This is a genomic window from Pandoraea aquatica, from assembly GCF_902459565.1.
Lineage (GTDB): Bacteria > Pseudomonadota > Gammaproteobacteria > Burkholderiales > Burkholderiaceae > Pandoraea > Pandoraea aquatica.
This window is the reverse complement of sequence record NZ_CABPSN010000003.1, coordinates 437,532-456,440: the sequence shown is the minus strand read 5'-3', so window position 1 is coordinate 456,440 and position 18,909 is coordinate 437,532. Positions and strand designations below refer to the sequence as shown.

Annotated in this window: 20 protein-coding genes; 10 read left to right on the top strand and 10 right to left on the bottom strand. The window is 62.9% G+C overall.

Translation table 11 applies throughout. The features are described from left to right. Positions 1 to 870, top strand: a complete 870-nt coding sequence (locus tag PAQ31011_RS12895) for an ion transporter (protein ID WP_150576184.1) — start codon at positions 1 to 3, stop codon at positions 868 to 870. Further along, positions 870 to 1,952 (top strand): glycolate oxidase subunit GlcE, encoded by a 1,083-nt coding sequence (gene glcE / locus PAQ31011_RS12890; RefSeq protein ID WP_150576183.1) that lies wholly within the window; start codon positions 870 to 872, stop codon positions 1,950 to 1,952. The genes PAQ31011_RS12895 and glcE overlap by 1 nt, the downstream gene beginning before the upstream one ends. A gap of 22 nt (positions 1,953 to 1,974) precedes the next feature. Here the strand turns inward: glcE and PAQ31011_RS12885 are convergent, their stop codons facing one another. Then, entirely contained in the window at positions 1,975 to 3,465 is a 1,491-nt protein-coding gene (locus PAQ31011_RS12885; protein WP_150576458.1) for an aminotransferase-like domain-containing protein, read from the bottom strand. Positions 3,466 to 3,734: 269 nt separating this feature from the next. Between PAQ31011_RS12885 and PAQ31011_RS12880 the strand changes: the two genes are divergently transcribed. Continuing rightward, the gene (locus PAQ31011_RS12880) at positions 3,735 to 4,097 is read left to right on the top strand and encodes a hypothetical protein (RefSeq protein ID WP_150576182.1); all 363 of its coding nucleotides are present in this window, start codon (positions 3,735 to 3,737) and stop codon (positions 4,095 to 4,097) included. Positions 4,098 to 4,198: 101 nt separating this feature from the next. On the opposite strand, the gene PAQ31011_RS12875 is transcribed toward PAQ31011_RS12880, so the two are convergent. Further along, complete coding sequence (locus tag PAQ31011_RS12875) at positions 4,199 to 4,696, bottom strand: glutathione peroxidase (RefSeq protein WP_150576181.1); 498 nt, start codon at positions 4,694 to 4,696, stop codon at positions 4,199 to 4,201. 209 nt (positions 4,697 to 4,905) lie between these two features. Here PAQ31011_RS12875 and PAQ31011_RS12870 point away from each other — a divergent pair, with 209 nt between their 5' ends. Together PAQ31011_RS12870 and proC are read left to right on the top strand one after the other, a co-directional pair. Then, on the top strand, positions 4,906 to 5,619 hold the full coding sequence (locus PAQ31011_RS12870) for a YggS family pyridoxal phosphate-dependent enzyme (RefSeq protein WP_150576180.1): 714 nt from the start codon (positions 4,906 to 4,908) through the stop codon (positions 5,617 to 5,619). Positions 5,620 to 5,682: 63 nt separating this feature from the next. After that, positions 5,683 to 6,495 (top strand): pyrroline-5-carboxylate reductase, encoded by an 813-nt coding sequence (proC, locus tag PAQ31011_RS12865; protein WP_046293025.1) that lies wholly within the window; start codon positions 5,683 to 5,685, stop codon positions 6,493 to 6,495. Between the two features lie 117 nt (positions 6,496 to 6,612). On the opposite strand, the gene ubiA is transcribed toward proC, so the two are convergent. The 6 genes from ubiA to PAQ31011_RS12835 all read right to left on the bottom strand — a co-directional run bounded on the left by ubiA (position 6,613) and on the right by PAQ31011_RS12835 (position 11,819). Beyond that, a complete protein-coding gene (gene ubiA, locus PAQ31011_RS12860; RefSeq protein WP_150576179.1) occupies positions 6,613 to 7,485 on the bottom strand; it encodes a 4-hydroxybenzoate octaprenyltransferase in 873 nt (290 codons plus the stop codon). Positions 7,486 to 7,580: 95 nt separating this feature from the next. Beyond that, positions 7,581 to 8,975 (bottom strand): 4Fe-4S binding protein, encoded by a 1,395-nt coding sequence (locus PAQ31011_RS12855; RefSeq protein WP_174990096.1) that lies wholly within the window; start codon positions 8,973 to 8,975, stop codon positions 7,581 to 7,583. A 155-nt stretch (positions 8,976 to 9,130) separates the two neighbouring features. Continuing rightward, positions 9,131 to 9,970, bottom strand: a complete 840-nt coding sequence (locus tag PAQ31011_RS12850) for an FTR1 family iron permease (RefSeq protein ID WP_150576178.1) — start codon at positions 9,968 to 9,970, stop codon at positions 9,131 to 9,133. A 66-nt stretch (positions 9,971 to 10,036) separates the two neighbouring features. Then, positions 10,037 to 10,360 (bottom strand): cupredoxin domain-containing protein, encoded by a 324-nt coding sequence (locus PAQ31011_RS12845; RefSeq protein WP_150576456.1) that lies wholly within the window; start codon positions 10,358 to 10,360, stop codon positions 10,037 to 10,039. A 96-nt stretch (positions 10,361 to 10,456) separates the two neighbouring features. Beyond that, a complete protein-coding gene (locus tag PAQ31011_RS12840; RefSeq protein WP_046293028.1) occupies positions 10,457 to 11,080 on the bottom strand; it encodes an iron transporter in 624 nt (207 codons plus the stop codon). A 277-nt stretch (positions 11,081 to 11,357) separates the two neighbouring features. Continuing rightward, positions 11,358 to 11,819: an Lrp/AsnC family transcriptional regulator gene (locus tag PAQ31011_RS12835; protein WP_039401071.1), complete on the bottom strand. Its 462-nt coding sequence runs from the start codon at positions 11,817 to 11,819 to the stop codon at positions 11,358 to 11,360. Between the two features lie 470 nt (positions 11,820 to 12,289). Between PAQ31011_RS12835 and PAQ31011_RS12830 the strand changes: the two genes are divergently transcribed. From PAQ31011_RS12830 to PAQ31011_RS12810, 5 genes are all read left to right on the top strand, one after another. Next, the gene (locus tag PAQ31011_RS12830; protein ID WP_150576177.1) at positions 12,290 to 13,093 is read left to right on the top strand and encodes an amino acid ABC transporter permease; all 804 of its coding nucleotides are present in this window, start codon (positions 12,290 to 12,292) and stop codon (positions 13,091 to 13,093) included. Beyond that, positions 13,090 to 13,743, top strand: a complete 654-nt coding sequence (locus tag PAQ31011_RS12825; protein ID WP_046293029.1) for an amino acid ABC transporter permease — start codon at positions 13,090 to 13,092, stop codon at positions 13,741 to 13,743. The genes PAQ31011_RS12830 and PAQ31011_RS12825 overlap by 4 nt, the downstream gene beginning before the upstream one ends. After that, positions 13,727 to 14,455 (top strand): amino acid ABC transporter ATP-binding protein, encoded by a 729-nt coding sequence (locus PAQ31011_RS12820; protein ID WP_039401080.1) that lies wholly within the window; start codon positions 13,727 to 13,729, stop codon positions 14,453 to 14,455. Before PAQ31011_RS12825 ends, PAQ31011_RS12820 begins: the two co-directional genes overlap by 17 nt. A gap of 64 nt (positions 14,456 to 14,519) precedes the next feature. Beyond that, complete coding sequence (locus PAQ31011_RS12815; RefSeq protein WP_150576176.1) at positions 14,520 to 15,317, top strand: transporter substrate-binding domain-containing protein; 798 nt, start codon at positions 14,520 to 14,522, stop codon at positions 15,315 to 15,317. A 276-nt stretch (positions 15,318 to 15,593) separates the two neighbouring features. Then, positions 15,594 to 16,013 carry a c-type cytochrome gene (locus PAQ31011_RS12810; RefSeq protein WP_343031672.1) on the top strand — a complete coding sequence of 140 codons (420 nt, stop codon included), beginning with the start codon at positions 15,594 to 15,596 and terminating at the stop codon, positions 16,011 to 16,013. 20 nt (positions 16,014 to 16,033) lie between these two features. Here PAQ31011_RS12810 and PAQ31011_RS12805 read toward each other — a convergent pair whose 3' ends face one another. Next, positions 16,034 to 17,536: a SulP family inorganic anion transporter gene (locus tag PAQ31011_RS12805; RefSeq protein WP_150576175.1), complete on the bottom strand. Its 1,503-nt coding sequence runs from the start codon at positions 17,534 to 17,536 to the stop codon at positions 16,034 to 16,036. 528 nt (positions 17,537 to 18,064) lie between these two features. Next, positions 18,065 to 18,652 carry a superoxide dismutase gene (locus PAQ31011_RS12800; RefSeq protein ID WP_425495105.1) on the bottom strand — a complete coding sequence of 196 codons (588 nt, stop codon included), beginning with the start codon at positions 18,650 to 18,652 and terminating at the stop codon, positions 18,065 to 18,067. Positions 18,653 to 18,909: the final 257 nt, after the last annotated feature.

The following is an 18,909-nucleotide window of genomic DNA, read 5'->3' as shown; positions in this document are numbered from 1 at the left end:
ATGCGTGCGCTGTCGGAGTGGCTGCCGCACGATTGGCGGCAGCGTCTTTACATCATCATTTTCGAAGCCGACACGCGCGAAGGCCGGCTGTTCGACATCGCCCTGCTGATCGCCATCGTGCTGTCGGTGCTTACGGTGGTGGTGTCCAGCGTACCGGCGGTGCAGGCCACGATGCCGCTGCCGATGGCCATTCTCGAATGGTTCTTCACGCTGCTCTTCACGGCCGAATACATTGCGCGACTGCTCAGCGCGCACCGGCCGATGCGCTATGCGCTGTCGTTCTACGGTCTTATCGATCTGCTCGCCATCCTGCCGACCTATCTCGCGATTCTGGTGCCGGAGCTGCATGGGCTGATCGATGTGCGTCTGCTGCGGCTGATGCGCGCCTTCCGGATTCTGAAGCTCACGGCCTACGTGAACGAGGCGGGCGTGCTGAGCATTGCGCTGTACAACGCGCGTCGCAAGATTCTCGTGTTTCTCGGGTTCATCTCGATCATCGTGGTGATCTTCGGCACGCTCATGCACATCATCGAAGGGCCTGAGCACGGCTTTACCAGCATCCCGGTCGGCATCTACTGGGCCATCGTGACATTGACGACGACCGGCTACGGCGACGTCGTGCCCGTCACCGGGCTGGGCAAGGCGATCACCGGCTTCGTGATGCTGCTCGGCTACAGCGTGATCGCGATTCCCACCGGCATTATGGGCGCCGAGATTCACTCGGCCATGCGCCGCAAGACCGTGACCACACGCACCTGCGGTCAGTGCCAGACCGAAGGACACGACCCCGACGCGCGCTTCTGCAAGCATTGCGGCAGCAAACTCGGGCCCTACCAGACCGACTCCACCCCGCCGCCCGAACCGAGCTGATGACCGACACGACCGACACCATCGAGCAATTCCGCGCCGTCATCGAACACGCCACCGCACGCCGCGCACCGCTCCAGCTGCGCGGCGGCGGCACCAAAGCCTGGTACGGCCAGCAGCGCGTGGGGGAAGTGCTCGACACGCGTGCTTACACCGGTATCGTCGCGTACGACCCGGCCGAGCTGGTCATCACCGCACGGTGCGGCACCTCGCTGGCCGAGATCGAGACCGCGCTTGCCGAGCGGAATCAGTTGCTGCCGTTCGAGCCGCCCTACTTCGGACCCGGCGCGACCATTGGCGGGGCGGTCGCCGCCGGACTTGCGGGGCCGCGCCGCAGCGCTGTCGGGTCGGTGCGCGATTTCGTGCTCGGTGCCAAGCTGATGGACGGTCGCGGACACGTGCTGAATTTCGGCGGACAGGTCATGAAGAACGTCGCCGGTTACGACGTCTCACGCATGCTCGCCGGCTCCCTCGGCACACTGGGCCTGATTCTGGAAGTGTCGCTGAAGGTGTTGCCGCAGCCGTTCGCGGAACTCACGCTGCAATTCGAGATGAACGCCATCGACGCAGTGCGCAAGCTCAACGAATGGGGCGGCCAGCCGCTGCCGATTACGGGCAGCGCGTGGCGCAGCGATCTGCTGGTGATTCGTCTGGCGGGGGCATCGGCCGCGATCAAGGCGGCGCGCGTGAAGATGGGGGGTGAGCTGGTCGACGCCATTCACGCCGCCAAGTTCTGGCACGCCATTCGCGAGCAGACCGACAACTTCTTTGCCGATGCCGGGCCGGGACAGGCGTTGTGGCGTCTGGCGGTGCCGTCGACAGCGGAACCGCACCGTCTGCCGGGCAAGCAACTCATCGAGTGGGGCGGCGCGCAGCGCTGGTGGATTACGGACGCCGACGCGCAAATCGTGCGCTCGGCCGCGCGTCAGGATGGCGGACACGCCACGCTGTTCCGCTACGGCGAGCCGGGGGTGAGTGTCTTCACGCCGCTGCCCGCGCCGGTCATGCGTATCCATCGGAATCTGAAAGCCGTGTTCGATCCCGCTGGCATCTTCAATCCGGGACGGATGTACCCGGAGTTCTGACAGGCTCAGTCGTTCGGTCGCATCAGCCGGTGGCGTCCAGCAGTCGAATGACTTCGGACGCCAGCGTACGCACGGCGCGGTCGACGTCGCGCGTGAAGGGTTGTCCGCCGTTGATGCGCAGGAAGTTGTCGTAGCGCGACGAGTTGGAAAAGAGGCTGCCCGGTGCGACGCGAATGCCTTTCGCCAGCGCCGCGTCGAACAACTTTTCGGAACTCACGCTCCCCGGCATTTCCACCCACAGACTCAGGCCGCCGGCGGGTTGCGTCAAACGCGTACCCGCCGGGAAATACGTGGCAATCGCTTCCGCCATCGCCCCGCGGTGCTCGCGCAACTGCACACGCAGGCGTCGCAAATGCCGGTCGAAGCGCGGCGAATCCATGAACTCGCCCATCGCGATCTGTGCCAGCGCTTCGTTCGGACGCGTCTGCGCGTACTTCAGCATCTCCACCCGCCCCTGCCATTTACCGCCCGCGATCCAGCCCAGACGCATGCCGGGCGCGAGCGTCTTGTGCAGCGACGCGCAGTGAATCACGTTGCCCGTCGTGTCCCATGACCGAATCGCGGCGGGAATGTTGCCGTCGTCACCCAGCGACGAGTAAGTGTCGTCTTCGATGATGGCGATACTGTGCGACTCAGCCCACTTCACCAGTTGCGCCTTGTTCGCGTCCGGCATCACGGAACCGAGCGGGTTCTGGAAATGCGGCACGACAATCACGGCTTTGATGTTGTCGTAGGTCTGACTGGCCAGCTCCAGCGCATCGAGCGAAATCCCGGTTTGCGGACTCGTCGGAATTTCCAGCACCCGGATGCCCATGCTCTCCAGCGTCTGCAACAGCGCGTAGTACGTGGGCGATTCGACCGCCACGACGTCACCGGCACTCGCCACGGCACGCAGTGCGAGGTTGATCGCCTCGATACAACCGTGCGTGACGACGATTTCCTCCGGATTGATGTTCATGCGCGCTTCGAGCGCACGACGGGCAATCGCCGAGCGGAAACGCGCTTCGCCGCCGCCTGGCGGCGGGGTGCCGTAGAGCAGCGGGTGATCGCGCAGCGCCCGCATGGTCGCCTGCCGCAGTTCGTTGACCGGATACAGAGACGGCGAGCCGTGCGCAACGGCGAGATTCACTTTGACGTCCGCCTGAAGCCCCCGCGCGAGGATCGACGACACACGCTGATTGATCCCCACGTACTGCATCAGGTCTGGCACCCACGGACGCGGTTCGGCCACCGGCACGACACTGGCTCGCGCGGGCGTGCGCACGAAGTAGCCCGAGCGCGGACGCGCTTCGAGCAGGCCCTGCGCTTCGAGGTGACGACACGTCTGCAACGCCGTCGACAGGCTGATCTGATGACGCTCCATGAGCGCGCGTACGCTGGGCATGCGCGCGCCCGGGGCGAGCGTGCCCGCTTCGATGGCGTGACGATAGTGATCGGCCAACTGGCGGTAGAGCGGCGTGCGCTCTTCGGCGGCGGCAGAAGGCGTCGTCGATTCAGGTGCCGACGCGGGCATCAGGCCGGATTTCGGGGCGACTGACGTCAAAGACATGGCGGGTGTCTCGTCTGAGACAGAGGGGTCGGCGGTGTTTGAGAGGGCGGCGTCCATGCGCAGATGATCCGGCATCGGGCATCACCAGAACAGATACAGATTTGCTGATTTCGGATCGTAACAGATTGCCGCGCGCCCATCTGTTACGGGCGAAACAGCGTGACTGTGTGCCTACCGGGGCCGACGCGTGGCCGATACGCTGTAGTCATCAGATCACTGCACCGGAGTCCATCATGGCCAAGCCCGCTGTTACGCATCAGCCTACCCTGCTCACCGACGTCTCGCTCGCACCCGGCCAGTCGTTTCACGGGTACGTCAGCCAGGGCACGGTGCTCCACGTCGGGCAAGGGCGCGTGGTGCTTACGCCCGCGTCGCGCTGGCTGGCCGCCAGTGCCTGGCGCACCGACATCGCGCTGACGGCCGGTCACGTCTACGTCACGGAAACGGGGGGTTGGATCACGCTCGCGAGCGACGCTGGCGCGCGTATCGCGTGCCGGGAGGAAGTGGCGGCTTCACCGTCCGGCGTTGTGCCGGGACGGCAATCGCCAGGACGTCTCGAACGCCTGTTCTGGCGGTTCGGGCTCCATTTCCGGTAAATCCACGGGAAGCGCGCGGCCATTCGCCAACGAAGGCAGCATCGGCGACCAAACTCCACCCGAGTCGGCGCAACGTCAGCGAAAGTCAGTCGAACGTCGGCTCAGGCCGGCAGCAGTTTCTCGATGTCGGCACGAATCGCTTCGGGCTTTGCGGTCGGTGCATAGCGCGCGATCACGTTGCCCGACGCGTCCACGAGAAACTTGGTGAAATTCCACTTGATCGCCTTCGTCCCGAGCACGCCGCGCTTTTCCTGCGTCAGAAAGTCGTAGAGCGGCGCAGCCTCGGGGCCTTTGACGTCGATCTTGGCAAACATCGGAAAGCTCACATGAAAGCGCAGATCGCAGAAGCTACGGATCGCTTGCGCGTCGCCGGGCTCCTGTTTGCCGAACTGGTTGCACGGGAACGCCAGCACCTCGAAGCCACGCGGGCCGAGTTGCTCGTAGAGCGTCTGAAGGCCCGCGTACTGCGGCGTAAAGCCGCATTCGCTGGCCGTATTCACGATCAGCAGGACCTTGCCGCGATATTGCGACAGGCTCACGGACTCGCCGGCGAGCGTCTGGACGGAAAAATCGTACACGCGCTGCGGTTGGGCGCTCATCGGCGTCTCCCTTTGAATATTGGCACCGCGCAGTCTGCCACAACGCCGGTCCGGCGGGCGTACGGCCCGCCTGCCTCGCGCTTTTGTCGGACGCACGCCACGGGTAGCACCTAGTTATTTGCCCGGTAGCACCTCGGGTGCGTGCACGGCTATAATCGTTCGCTCAACGCCGAATTTGCTGAATCTGCCGAACCCGCCGAACCTGCCTTATGTCGACCATCGCTGCACATCTCGACGACGTCCTTTCCCGGATTTCCCGCGCGACCGCCGATGCCGGACGACCGGCAGGCAGCGTGTGTCTGCTCGCTGTCTCCAAGACGTTCGGCGCGGATGCCGTGCGCGAAGCGGTCATCGCCGGCCAGCGGGCGTTCGGTGAGAACTACGTGCAGGAGGCGCTCGACAAGATCGCGGCGACCGCCAGCGAGCGTGTCGACGGCGAACCGCTGGAATGGCATTTCATCGGGCCGCTGCAAAGCAACAAGACGCGTCCGGTGGCGGAGCATTTCGATTGGGTTCACTCCGTCGACCGGCTTAAGATTGCCGAGCGCCTGAGCGCACAACGCCCGGCGGATCTGCCGCCATTGCAGATCTGTCTTCAGGTCAACATCAGCGGCGAAGCCAGCAAGAGCGGCGTGACGCCCGACGAGGTGCCCGCTGTCGCGCGCGCCATCGCGGCACTGCCGAATCTGACGCTGCGCGGCCTGATGGCGATTCCGGAACCGGAAGACGATCCGTCGCGTCAGCGCGAGCCATTCAAGGCCGTGCGCGAACTCTTCGACGCCCTGCGCGCAGACGGTCTGGCGCTCGACACGCTCTCGATGGGCATGTCAGGCGACCTCGAAGCGGCCGTGGCCGAGGGTGCGACAATGGTGCGCATCGGCACCGCGATTTTCGGCGCACGCGATTACGGCTCACGGGCCTGATCGCGCAGCGCGAACGCAGCAGCAACGTAATACGCAACAACACACGCAACGCAAAGGATGGTTATGAGAATTGCATTCATCGGCGGCGGCAACATGGCCAACGCCCTGATCGGCGGACTCGTCAAGCGCGGCACGGCACCGCGCGACATTCTCGCGATCGACGTCAACGAATCGACTCGCGAGGGTCTCGTCAAGCAACACGGCATCGACACCGCCAGCGCGCCGAACGACCGCCTGCGCGACTTCGACACGCTCGTGCTCGCCGTCAAGCCGCAGGTACTCAAGGATGTCGCACAAGCCCTTCAGCCGCATCTGAACGGTCAGTTAGTCATCAGCATCGCAGCGGGCATCCGCGCGTCCGATCTGGCTCGCTGGCTCGGCGGCCACAACCAGATCGTGCGCTGCATGCCGAACACGCCGGCGCTGATCGGCAAGGGCATCACCGGTCTGATTGCGCTCTCGGGCGTGGATTCGGATCAGCGCAAGCGCGCGGAAAGCGTGCTGAGCGCCGCCGGTGAAATCGTGTGGGTCGACAAGGAAAGCCAGCTCGACGCCGTCACGGCCATCTCCGGCAGCGGCCCGGCCTACGTGTTCTATTTCATCGAAGCACTGGAACAAGCGGCGCACGAACTGGGCTTCACGCCCGAACAGGGCCGTCAGCTCGCCATCGCGACGTTTACGGGTGCGTCGCAACTCGCCGCCGATTCGACCGAGCCGGCGAGCGTGTTGCGTGAGCGCGTGACGTCCAAGGGCGGCACGACCTTCGCGGCACTCACCTCGTTCGAAAACGACGCGATCAAGGCCGCCATCGTGCGCGGCGTGAAGGCCGCCAACGCCCGCGCCAAGGAACTTGGCGACGAACTGGGCGATGCCTGAAGTCAGTTGATCTCGCGCGGGGGACGTTGAGCGCTCTCCCGCGCGAAGATGAAAAAAAGGCGGCGCATCGAGCGCCGCCTTTTTTTGATTGCCTTCGCGTTCTGCGCGTCGGGGGGCTTACCCCTGCGCCGTCAGCAAATAGTGCCCGGCGATACCGGCGAAGACCGCCGCACCGAGCCAGTTGTTGTGACGGAACGCGGCGAAGCAAGGCATGCGCTCGCGGCCGCGAATGAGGAAGTAGTGATAGATGGCGAAGCTAACCGCAACCGCCATGCCCAGCCAGAACGGCCAGCCGAAGCCCAGGTACGCGCCCACGCCAGCCTGAATGCCGAGCGCCCCCACGTAGCAGAGCATGACGGCGGCCACATCGAAGCGTCCGAACGTGATCGCCGACGTCTTGATGCCGATCTTCAGATCGTCGTCGCGATCGACCATCGCATATTCCGTGTCGTAAGCGAGCGACCAGAACACATTCGAGAGCAGCAGCACCCATGCGAGCACCGGTACCTGATCCTGCACGGCGGCAAACGCCATCGGAATGCCGAAACCGAACGCCACACCGAGATAGGCCTGCGGCAAGGCGAAAAAGCGTTTGGTGTACGGGTACGTGCCCGCAACGAACAGGGCCGGAATCGACAGCCACTTGGTCAGGGCGTTGAGCGGCAGGATCAGCAGGAAGCTCACCAGGGCGAGCGTGGCGGCCACGGCCACCGCTTCCCAGGCGCTGATGCGCCCCGACGTAATCGGACGCTCTTTCGTGCGTTTGACGAACTTGTCGAAGTCGCGGTCGGCGTAATCGTTGATGGCGCAACCCGCCGAGCGCATCAGGAACGTGCCGAGCGTGAAGATCACGAGCAGCAGCGGGTCGGGATGCCCGTTCGACGCGATCCACAGTGCGCAGAGCGTCGGCCAGAGCAGCAGCACGGTGCCGATCGGCTTGTCGAGGCGAACGAGTCGGAAATACAGCGGAAGACGTTGAGCGAGCAACATGGGCGGGCGTCACACAGAAAGACTTGTGGCGCTATTGTAGGCCACGGGCCGGAGGCTCGCCAATGTGACGTCCCGGCCCCCGAAAACCCAGCGCGTTACCAGATCCAGAACATCAGCAGCCAGAGCCAGTTGACGAGCGCGAGCGCCGCCACGATACCGGCCATGCCTGCCAGACGCCGCACCATCGACGTCGCATGACGGCCCGTCACGCGCCAGCCCAGCCACAGGCTCCACAACGTGGTCACGGCGAGGATGGTGGCGCGCACGTCGTTTGCCCAGTAGATCGGCAGATGTTCGGCACGCAGCAGACTGACCGTCGTTGCCGACAAGCCGATGAACACGCCCGCACCGGCAATCGGAATCAGCGACTGCACCAGATGATTGAAGCGCGACGTCTGCCACGCGCCCATCGCCCGGTTGGCAATCGCGAAGATCAGCGTGAACGCCAGCCCCAGCACGAGACCGTTACCGAGAATGTAGGTCACGACCATGCCGCCGTCGAGCCAGCTGAAAACGTCGCTCTGTTCGGGGTAATTGGTGAAGACGAACCACGGTGCATTCGTCTCGAACGGCCACATGATGCCGCGGTCGATCAGCCACGTCGCCAGTTCCGTCTTGGTCGCGACGAACCACGGGTTCACCGTCCAGTGGAACGCGCCGATGGCCACACCGAGCAAGCCGAAGTTGACGAGCACGCTGTCCCAGATGCTGTTGTTCTCCGTCGCGCCGTACTTCACGATCTCTTCGCTCGGTGAACGGCCCGTGAGTTCGATGGCGTCGCGATGCCCGGCGCAGCGGCCGCACATGTGGCACTGCGCACCGCCCTTCATATTGCGCAGCGGCACGAGCGGCGCGCAGTTGATCGGGATGATCTTGTGACCCTTGGTGTTGTACGACTGACGCCAGGCGTCTTCGTTGACCTTGAAGTGGAACGGGGCGAGACGCGCCAGCAGCGCAAACACGCCGTTGACCGGGCACAGATACTTGCACCACACGCGCTTGTCGCGTCCGTAGAAGTAACCGATCACCATCGCGCCGATGGTCGAGCCGCCGAGCACCAGCAGCACCGCCTTCGGATACTGGTAGACGCTGACCATCTGGCCGTACAGCGTGGTTCCGGCGAAGGCGACGAACGGCCAGCCGCCCCAGCGCATCCAGCGCGGGATCGCGCGCCCACGGCCGTGTCGGCTTGCGAATTCGGAAAGTGTGCCTTCAGGACACAGAACACCGCACCACACGCGCCCCATCAGCACCATGCTCAGCAGCACGAACGGCCACCAGATGCCCCAGAAGGTGAATTGCGCGAAAACGGTGAGGTTGTTGAGGATGTGCGCCGTCTCGTCAGGCAACGGCATGAGGACAGGCACGCAGATCAGGAACGCATAAACCAGCACGATGACCCACTGCACGCCACGTATCAACTTACCGTGGCGTTGCATCAAGAGGCCCAGTCGGGCCAGTCGGTTCGGGACAGTGATGGCGATGCTCATGCGTAACTCTTGCTCGGGTCTTGCGTCGGGGGATTACCTTTGCGGAATGACGGATCTCATGTGTGGCGTGTCCGTTCAGTCCGTTGCTGCATCAACGTGTACTACGTGCATCACCGGGCGGAATCGCCACCCGGTGCGCACAACCTGCTCACCGCTCAGGCGGGCTTCACCTGCTTGGCCGGCGGCGCGCCTGCCCGTTTGAGCAACACCCACATGAACAGCCAATACACCGCATAGACCAACAGATTCATGCCGGACGGATGCGCACGGTAGCCCGTCAGTGTAGCCACGAGGCTGCCGAACGGGCTGGCGTCATCCAGAATCGCGGAAGTATCCCACAGTTGGTCGACCAACGTCGGCACAAGCTCCAGCGAGATCAGGCGATCAAGGCCCGACTCCAGCAAACCGGCCGCAAGGAACAGCAGCATGATTTCGGTGACGCGGAAGAACAGACGCCACGAAAAGATCTTGCCGCCCAGTTGCAGCAACCAGAACGTGACGAGCGCCAGCGCGAAGCCGATGGCCACGGCGAGCCACATCGACATCGGCACGTTGCCGCCCTGACCGAAGCCCAGGCCGTACAGGAAGATGGCGGTTTCACTGCCTTCGCGGGCGATCGCCAGCGCAACCAGCACTAGCACGCCCCACCATGTGCCCTGATCGTGATTTTTCTGTAACGACGACTCCATGTCGCGCTTGAGCGTTCGCCCATTGCGCTTCATCCAGAAGACCATCTGCACGATCAGCACGCAGGCCACGAGCACCATGGCGGTCTGGAAGTAATCCTGCGCGTCGCCCGAGAGCACTTCGGTGAAGCCAACGAGTGCTGCGCCCAGACCGACCGCTGCGGCGATGCCAAGCACCACACCTGCCCACAGGTAAGGCAGGCCGCGCTTCGCACCGTGATCCGGGTTGGCCAGCCAGGCGTGAAGAATGCCGACGACCAACAATGCCTCGACGCTTTCGCGCCAGACGATGAACATGACCTGACCCATCGTGTGATTCCCTTTGTAATGCGTGTACTACCGTGTGACTGAAACGACGACGTCCCGCTGTCCGGCTTACTTGGCGACGATCACGCCTTGCGCCTGCTGGTGGAAGTCATCGAAAAACTTGTACTCGCCCGGTTGCAACGGGGCGATCACGACGAACGACTGCGCGCCCGGTGCGAGCACCTTTTCCTTGCGCAGTTGCAGACTTTCAAACTCGACGGCATTCGTTCCGGTGTTGTGCACCTCGATCTTGATGCGCTTGCCGGCCGGCACTTCGATACGCGCCGGGTTGAGTTTGCCGTTGTTCATTTCCAGCTTGAAGGTGGGCAGGTCGTCGGCGCGCGCGGTTTGCGCAGCACCCAATCCGAATAAGGTCACCACCACGGCCGCCATCGTGGCCAACAGGCGCGCGATGCGCTGATTCATCCTTCTGCTCCAAATGAAAACAGCGCTGGTCGGCTGACCAACGCTGCATCAGGTTATCCCGGCTTAGTAGCCGCCCTTCTTGCCGATACCCGAGAACGTGAAATCGACCGTCTTCGTGATCGGCTTGAACCACGGACCCACGCCGGTTTCCTTGTCGACGTGACGGCCGAAGCACCACGGGCCCATGCCGCCATGCGCTGCGTGCGCGCCGGCTGCCGGCGTGCCGCCCATCTTGCAACCGAACTCTTGCAGCGTGCCCGGTGCGTTCACGACCATCGTCAGTTGATACTTGCCGATGCCCGTCAGCTTGACGTTATCGCCATAGTGCGGACCGTCGCTCGCGACCATCGGCATCATCAGGCCTTCGACCGCTGCGCCGTCCGGCGTCTTGCCGTCCGCCTTCATCTTCTGAAGCTTGTACGTGATTTCCAGACCCGGAATCCAGTCGCCTTCTGCGTAACCGTTCGGGTTGTTCTTGATCGCGTGAATATCGGCTTCCAGGTGGATGTCCGACTTCGCGGCGTCGCGCATCATGCCGGCCGGCTCCATCGTGATCGGCTGGAGGTACACGGTGTTGATTTCCATACCCGCTGTATTGAGCGGTTTGCCGATCGGGAATTCAGCGGCCTGAGCCATGGTGGCCGCACCGGCAAGCAGCACCGCTGCCACGAGGGATTTCACGCGCATACACACTCCAATGTTTGGTCGAGAAGTTAATGCAAACAATTCTCAATAAGTTTAGCACTATCGCCACACGCCGACAAACCGGCGATGTCAAGGAAACACGAGGGGAAATGGGAATTTTGAGGGTTGCATGAGCCCCGGCGGGGGTGCCCGGCGATTCTTAGCATCCGGTTACGGAAAATTACCTAACGCTCAGTGACGCGCCATGACCACGTCGATCTGCCACGCGGCCGACACCATAACCGTCGATTGTTAGTAAAGAATTAGGGACGGAAGCCGTTCAGGGCAGCACCCCGCCCCGGTCGATCTTGCGGGCAAGCACCACCGACGTCGTGGTCCGGGTCACGCCGTCGATCTCGCCAATGATATCGAGCAAGGCATCGAGCTGATCAGCCGACGCGGCATGCAGCCATGCCACATAGTCGAACTCGCCGCTCACCGAACACAGCAGATGGATCTCGGGCATCTTGTTGAGACGTCGCAGCACATCGCGCCCCGAGCGCGGCTGGACGCTGATGCTCACGCAGGCTTGCAGCCCGCCGCCAATGGCGTCCTGCCCCAAGCGCACCGTGTAACCGGCGATGACGCCTGCCTGCTCCAGCCGCCCGAGCCGGGCAACCACGGTGGTGCGCGCCACGCCGAGACGTCGCGCCAGATTCGCCGTGCTTTCACGGGCATTCACGCGCAGCAGCGCGAGCAGATTGCGGTCGAGTTCGTCGAGGGCCGTCGCGGAGAGCGTCATCGCGCCTCTCTAAAACGGGCGTCAGCGGGCAGCACGAGCGGTTTTCTCTTTGTCATGGACGATCGATCTGCGTTTGCGGCGATGCGAGATTATAGAGCCGTGCCACTGTGCAATGCGGCGACCTTGCCCCGGTGTCCCGCAATGTCGCCCTCCATGTGCACATGAAGAGATACGATGACAAGGGTTTCAGCACGCCCGCCGTCAACCCGACGTTGAGGGCACTTCACGCAACCTGCGATGCCCCGCCACATCGTCGAAAACTGCCTTTAACCCTTGTCCTATCAAGGCAATAGCCAAGGGTATCCCCCCAAGGGATTGCTATTGACAACGCCGATGGGCGATGCGCAAAATCACATCACTTATATGACGACGTACAAGAAAGACCCACCACAGCTGCTGCGGATGTCATAACCGCAACGATGGCTGCCTGGCGCGTCGGCCCCGAACGTCACCGGAGACAGGCGTTTGCCATGCATTTTTCGTTGAATTTCGCCCCGCTGGTTCCTTACTGGCCGGTTTTCCTTGAAGGCGCGTGGCTCACGCTGAAGATGACCGTCTTCTCGGTCGTCATCGGCACCGTGCTGGGCACGCTGGTCGCTTTCGCCAAACGCAGTCGCAACCGTCTGCTCTCGCGTGTGTGCGGCATCTACATCGAGTCGGTCCGCAATACGCCGTTCCTCGTTCAGATCTTCCTGCTGTACTTCGGTCTCGCCAGCATGGGTGTGCACTTGCCGACATTCACGGCATCGGTGCTCGCGATGGTGATCAATATCGGCGCTTATGCGGCCGAGATCATTCGCGCCGGTCTCGAATCGGTGCCGCGCGGTCAGATCGAAGCGGCCGAGTGTCTGGGACTTTCGAAGTGGCGCATTGCGTGGCACGTGATGCTTCAGCCGTCCATCGAGAAGGTGTACCCGTCGCTCACGACCCAGTTCATTCTGATGATGCAGGCGTCGGCCATCGCGTCGCAGATCTCCGCCGAAGAACTCACCGCCGTGGCCAACACGGTGCAGTCGGACACGTTCCGCTCGCTTGAGACTTACATCGTCGTGGCCGCGCTCTATCTGGCGCTGTCGCTGCTCGTGAAGCTCGTGGCGTGGGCCGCCGGCGAATACTTCTTCAAGCGCCGCCGCACGGTGCGACGCGCCGCTGCGCAAACCGCGCAAGCTGCACGTCGTCGCGCCGCCTCGCGCGCAGTAAGTGCAACGGGTGCAACAGCTCAGAACGCCTCCGGCAATACCGCTGGCAACACCGCGCAACGGAGCGCTTCATGATCGGCAATTTCTCACTCACCTATCTCGGGTACATGGTGCAGTCCATCGGCTGGACGCTGGTGCTCTCTGCCCTCGCGTTCGTGCTCGGCATGGCCGGTGGCTTTCTGGTGATGCTCGGACGCATCTCGCCGCGCCGCTGGCTGCGCCTACCCACGCAAGTGTTCATCGAAGCGATTCAGGGCATTCCGCTGCTGATTCTGCTCTTCATCGTCTACTTCGGTTTGTCGGTGTACGGCTTTGAGCTGCCCTCGATCGTGGCCGCTGCCCTCGCGCTGATGGTCTACACGAGCGCTTATCTGGGCGACATCTGGCGCGGTTGCGTCGAAGCCATGCCGCGTGCGCAATGGGAAGCAGCGGAATGCCTGTCGTTCACCCGCTGGCAGACGCTGCGTCTCGTGATCATTCCGCAAGCGGTGCGTCTGTCGCTGCCGCCGACCATCGGCTTTCTGGTGCAGATCATCAAGATGACCTCGCTCGCTTCGGTCATCGGCTTCGTCGAGCTGACCCGCGCCGGACAGATCATCAACAACTCGATTTTCCAGCCCTTCCTCGTGTTCTCGCTGGTGGGGGTGTTTTATTTCGTGCTGTGCTACCCACTCTCCCGCTGGAGCGCATCACTGGAGGACAGGCTCAATGTCGGCAATCGTTAAGGTCAATGAAATTCACAAGCGCTTCGGCGACAACCCGGTGCTCAAGGGCGTGTCGTTCGAAGTGGAGCGCGGTCAGATGGTCGCCATCATCGGCGCCAGCGGCTCGGGCAAAAGTACGGCCTTGCGTTGTATCGACCGTCTGGAAACCATCGACGAAGGCTCCATCGAAGTGTGCGGCATTCGTGTGGAAGATCCGTCCATCGATCTGCATCAGCTGCGTCGCGAAGTCGGCATCGTCTTCCAGAGCTACAACCTGTTTCCGCACCTGAGCGTGCGCGAAAACATCATGCTGGCGCTGCGTCACGTGAAACGCATGGCGCGCAGCGAAGCCGAGGAAGTCGCCAAGCGCGTGCTCGCGCAGGTCGGTCTCTCGGACAAGGCCGACAGCTATCCCGAGCAACTCTCGGGCGGGCAGCAGCAACGCGTGGCGATTGCGCGCTCGCTCGCCATGTCGCCGAAGGTCATGCTGTTCGACGAAGTGACGTCCGCACTCGATCCGCAACTCACGGGCGAAGTGCTGCGCGTGATGGAAGACCTCGCGGCTGACGGCATGACGATGTTGCTCGTCACGCACGAAATGGCGTTCGCCAAGCGCGTGGCCGACCAGATCATCTACATGCATCAGGGCAAGGTCTGGGAAGTCGGCCCGGGCGAGATGCTCGACAACCCGAAGACCCCCGAACTGCGCGCGTTCCTCGCCAACGGTCTGTAACCGTCCGGCCCGCGCCCTGTCCGTCCACATTGCAAGACAACAATCACCCGAAGGAGACCATTGCATGAAACTCAAGACGTTCTTCACCCAGGTCTGCGCCGCCGTTGCGCTTGGCGCGATGGCCCACGCAGCGCTTGCCGATCAGCTCGACGACATCAAGAAGGCGGGCAAGATCCGCGTGGCTATCGCCATGGGAACGCCGTTGTACTCGTTCGCCGACGCCAACCTGAAGCCGGTCGGCTCGGACGTCGAGACGGCTGAGCTGCTCGCGAAAGACCTGGGCGTGAAGCTCGATATCGTGTCCGTGACGAACGCCGCGCGCGTGCCGACGCTGCAAGCGAACCGCGCCGACCTCGTGGTGGCCGACCTGTCGATCACGCCGGAGCGTGCGCAAGTCGTCGACTTCTCGATTCCCTACGCTGTGATCTCGATCATCGTGGGTGGGCCGAAGAGCATGAACATCAAGAGCTATGCCGATCTCGACGGCAAGCGCATTGGACTCACGCGCGCGACCGTCAACGACACGCTGACCACGGCGAACGCCAAGGGCGCGCAGATCGTGCGTTACGAAGACGACGCCACGCTGATCACGTCGATGGTGACGGGTCAGGTCGACATCTTCTCGAGCACGCCGTCGAACCTCGGCGAAATGCAGAAGCGCGCGCCGGCGAAGAACCTCGAACTGAAGTTCGCGCAGAAGGAATTCGATCTGGGCATCGCGCTGAACAAGAACCAGCCCGCGCTGAAGGATTGGGTCAACAACTGGGTCAAGACGAACCTGAAGAACGGCAAGCTCAACGAGATCTACAAGAAGTACCATGGCCGCGACCTGCCGGACAGCGTGACCAAGGGCGGCGCATAAAGAAGGCTATAAAGAAGACGTCTAAGCGCGCTTGTGGGCACGCTTAGACAGCAAGGCCGATAGCGTAAATGAAAGGCCGTCCCTGACATTGCGGGGACGGCCTTTTTACATCTGGCGCTCTGAAATCCGCGACGGGTCGACAACTGATGCTGCGACCTCGCGACACGATGTCGCACCGGCCCCCTTTTGATTCACTGGCCGCGGCTCGCGGAAAGGGGTAAGTTAGCGGCTTGCTTTCGTCACCGCTTTCGTCTTACTTACGCCTCAATCGACCCAATGACTGCGCACGCCTGCCGCCCCGCCCTCTCGTTCTCGTTCACCGCACGCCTGCGCGGCGGTCTCATCGCACTGACCCTGGCCGCCGTCACGGTGCCCGCCATGGCAGCGGGAGATATCGAAGCGGGCAAGGCGTTGTTCGCTTCGCGTTGCGCGTCGTGTCATTCAGTCGGCCCGATTGCAGCCTCGGGCTTCGGCCCGCAGCTCAATGGGCTGGCGACGCGTCGTGCGGGCAGTCTCAACGACTTCGACTACTCGAAGGAGATGAAGCAATCCGGCCTCGTGTGGGACGACAAGACCCTCGCCGCCTTCATCGCTAATCCCGGGAAGACCGTGCCGGGCACCAAGATGCGCTTCTGGGGGATCGGTAACGAACGCAAAGTCGCCGACCTGATCGCATATCTCCACACGTTCAAATGACGCACACGCTGAGCGTCGCGTCAGACCTCGGCGAGACTCACGCCTGCCCGCTCAAGCATGTGCTGATTGCGTGACGATAGATTGACGAACCGCAGGTTCCTGCCAGCCTTCCTATAGCGCTCGCGCAACGTCTCGAACGCCACGATGGCCGAGTGATCGGCCACGTGCAGATGGCGGCAATCGACCATGACGTCATGCACGTCCGACAGCGGCCGGAACAGATCCTGAAAGTTCGCCGTCGACGCGAAGAACAACGTGCCATGCAGGACGTACGTGCGTGCATCGGCACCTTCAACACCGCCCACTCCCTCCACCACTTCGGCGCGAATCTCGCGCGCATGCTGCCAGGCGAAGTTCAGCGCGGCGATCACGATGCCGCACATCACCGCCACCGCCAGATCGGTGAAGACGGTAATGACCGTCACCGCGACGATCACCAGCGCATCGTTGCGCGGCACCTTGCCCAGCACGCGCAGCGATCCCCACGCGAAGGTCTGTTGCGCGACGACGAACATCACCCCGACCAGCGCCGCGAGCGGAATCCGCTCGATCAGCGGCGACAGGAACAACACGAACAGCAAGATCATGATGCCCGCCGTTGCCCCCGAGACACGGGTGCGTCCGCCGGAGCTGAGGTTGATCATCGTCTGCCCGATCATGGCGCAGCCGCCCATCCCCCCGAACATCCCCGAGACGACGTTCGACACACCGAGCGCGAGACATTCGCGATTGGGGCGTCCGCGCGTTTGCGTGATGTCGTCGGTAAGGTTGAACGTCAGCAGCGTCTCCAGCAAGCCCACGATGGCCATCAGCAGTGCGTACGGGAAGACGATGCGAAGCGTCTCCAGCGTGAACGGCACTTGCGGCAGATGCAGCGTCGGAAACGCGCCTGCGATGTGGGCCATGTCGCCAAGCGTGCGTGTCGGCAGGTTCAGCAGTTGGCTGAGCACACCCACACCGACGATGGCCACGAGCGCGGGCGGCACCGCCTTCGTGAGGCGCGGCAGCACGTAGACAATCAACATCGTGAGCGCAACCAGCGCACACATGATCGCAAGCGGCGCGCCGTGCAACCAGACGGTGCCTTGTGGCGTCGCCTGCTTGAAGTGTTCGAGCTGCGCCATGGCGATGATGATCGCGAGTCCGTTCACAAAGCCGATCATCACGGGGTGCGGCACCATGCGAATCAGCTTGCCGAGCCGCAGCAGGCCGAACAGCATCATCAGCAACCCGCCGAGTACCACGGTCGCGAGCAGATACTGCACGCCGTGTTCGACAACGAGTGCGACGATCACCACGGCCATCGAACCGGCCGCGCCGGAGATCATGCCGGGACGTCCACCAAAGATGGCAGTGAGGGCGCAGATGATGAACGCACCGTAAAGGCCCATCAGCGGATTGACTTGTGCAACCAGCGCGAAAGCGATGCACTCAGGCACCAGCGCAAACGCGGTGGTGAGCCCGGCAAGCACGTTACCAGGGAGGTTCGGGAGCCACTGTTCCCGAAGCGATTGAGACTTCATGAATGACGTTGAAGCGGAGATGCAGCGAATTTGCAGCGGAGGCGCATTTTACCAGCCGGACGATTCTCGCCTTGATCGGTACGTCGGACGAAGCCCATGAAGCGCACTTGTATTTATCTCAGTTTCGCCGCAAGGCCGTAACTCGGATACTTCATTCAACGGCTCACGCAACACCGCAACGAGTCGACCCCAAGGAGAAACACCATGCCGATCATCCCGCTGCTCATCGAAGGTTACAGCTACGTTTCCGGTCTGCTCTCGACCATGGGCCCGTTCTTCCACTAAGTCGCCCGTCGAGCGCCATCGCCTCAGCCGTCGCACCCACCACCAACGAAGACTCAAAGGAGAAACACCATGCCGCTGCTGCCCTTGTTCGCCGAAGGCGCGCTGTACCTCGCAGGCCTCGTCTCCGCCGCATCGCCTTTCTGGCAATGACCGCGCGACGGCCAACGCAAATAAAGAAAGCCCTGACACGTCAGGGCTCTCTCTATTTGCGACGGATAAATCGCTAGCGATTGAAAACCGATCTCAAATCCGCGCGTAGTTGGCCGAAGCGAAAGTCCAGTTCAGCTTCTTCGCAATCGTCTCCGCCAGATAGTCGGGACGGCGATTCTGGTAGTCGAGGTAGTACGCGTGCTCCCAGACGTCGACCGTCAGCAGCGGCAGTTGTCCGCTACGCGTGAACGGCGTCTCGGCGTTGCCCGTCTTCACAACCGCCAGCTCGCCCTTGTCGACGACGAGCCATCCCCAGCCGCTACCGAACTGCGACGCACTGACCGACAGCAGTTGCTTCGACAGCGCCTCCGTTGAGCCGAACTTGCCGACGATGGCGCGTGCGAGACGCTCGTCCGGCGACGTTTGCACGGGGCTGAGCGACTTCCAGTAGAAGTTGTGATTCCACGCTTGCGCGGCGTTGTTGAAAACGTCCTCCATATCCTCACGGCCGTGCGACTTCAGGATGAGCTGTTCGAGCGTTGCGGTGGCGAGTGGCGTGTCGGCGAGCAGCTTATGCAGGTTCGTGAAGTACGCCTGATGATGCTTGCCGTAGTGAATGCCGACGGTGCGCGCCGAGATCACGGGCTCCAGTGCGTCCTGCGCGTAGGGCAGATTCGGCAGCGATTGCGGCGACGCGCCCAGATAGGCGAGCAGCGCCGCCTCATCAATCGCCTTGCCTTGCGGCTTGGCAGCCTTCTGCGCAGTCGTCGCAGCGAAACCGAGATTCGACATGACGAGTGCGGCACCGCCGAGCGAACCGCTGGCGAGCATCTGACGGCGTGACAGGAGCGTTTGGGACATGATCATTTCCAGTTCGTTTGGGGGGGTCGAGAGCGCGGTTGCGAGCGCCGTCTCACTCACATAACGCCCGTGAACCG

Bases quoted from the DNA above. Each gene is read 5' to 3' on its own strand.
- PAQ31011_RS12875 (WP_150576181.1), bottom strand. From the start codon at position 4,696: ATGAGCGCCCAACCGCAGCGCGTGTACGATTTTTCCGTCCAGACGCTC.
- ubiA (WP_150576179.1), bottom strand. From the start codon at position 7,485: ATGTTGCTCGCTCAACGTCTTCCGCTGTATTTCCGACTCGTTCGCCTC.
- PAQ31011_RS12880 (WP_150576182.1), top strand. From the start codon at position 3,735: ATGGCCAAGCCCGCTGTTACGCATCAGCCTACCCTGCTCACCGACGTC.
- PAQ31011_RS12825 (WP_046293029.1), top strand. From the start codon at position 13,090: ATGATCGGCAATTTCTCACTCACCTATCTCGGGTACATGGTGCAGTCC.
- PAQ31011_RS12895 (WP_150576184.1), top strand. From the start codon at position 1: ATGCGTGCGCTGTCGGAGTGGCTGCCGCACGATTGGCGGCAGCGTCTT.
- PAQ31011_RS12850 (WP_150576178.1), bottom strand. From the start codon at position 9,970: ATGGGTCAGGTCATGTTCATCGTCTGGCGCGAAAGCGTCGAGGCATTG.
- PAQ31011_RS12855 (WP_174990096.1), bottom strand. From the start codon at position 8,975: ATGAGCATCGCCATCACTGTCCCGAACCGACTGGCCCGACTGGGCCTC.
- glcE (WP_150576183.1), top strand. From the start codon at position 870: ATGACCGACACGACCGACACCATCGAGCAATTCCGCGCCGTCATCGAA.
- PAQ31011_RS12820 (WP_039401080.1), top strand. From the start codon at position 13,727: ATGTCGGCAATCGTTAAGGTCAATGAAATTCACAAGCGCTTCGGCGAC.
- PAQ31011_RS12830 (WP_150576177.1), top strand. From the start codon at position 12,290: ATGCATTTTTCGTTGAATTTCGCCCCGCTGGTTCCTTACTGGCCGGTT.
- PAQ31011_RS12805 (WP_150576175.1), bottom strand. From the start codon at position 17,536: ATGAAGTCTCAATCGCTTCGGGAACAGTGGCTCCCGAACCTCCCTGGT.
- proC (WP_046293025.1), top strand. From the start codon at position 5,683: ATGAGAATTGCATTCATCGGCGGCGGCAACATGGCCAACGCCCTGATC.
- PAQ31011_RS12835 (WP_039401071.1), bottom strand. From the start codon at position 11,819: ATGACGCTCTCCGCGACGGCCCTCGACGAACTCGACCGCAATCTGCTC.
- PAQ31011_RS12885 (WP_150576458.1), bottom strand. From the start codon at position 3,465: ATGCCCGCGTCGGCACCTGAATCGACGACGCCTTCTGCCGCCGCCGAA.
- PAQ31011_RS12810 (WP_343031672.1), top strand. From the start codon at position 15,594: ATGACTGCGCACGCCTGCCGCCCCGCCCTCTCGTTCTCGTTCACCGCA.
- PAQ31011_RS12840 (WP_046293028.1), bottom strand. From the start codon at position 11,080: ATGCGCGTGAAATCCCTCGTGGCAGCGGTGCTGCTTGCCGGTGCGGCC.
- PAQ31011_RS12845 (WP_150576456.1), bottom strand. From the start codon at position 10,360: ATGGCGGCCGTGGTGGTGACCTTATTCGGATTGGGTGCTGCGCAAACC.
- PAQ31011_RS12815 (WP_150576176.1), top strand. From the start codon at position 14,520: ATGAAACTCAAGACGTTCTTCACCCAGGTCTGCGCCGCCGTTGCGCTT.
- PAQ31011_RS12870 (WP_150576180.1), top strand. From the start codon at position 4,906: ATGTCGACCATCGCTGCACATCTCGACGACGTCCTTTCCCGGATTTCC.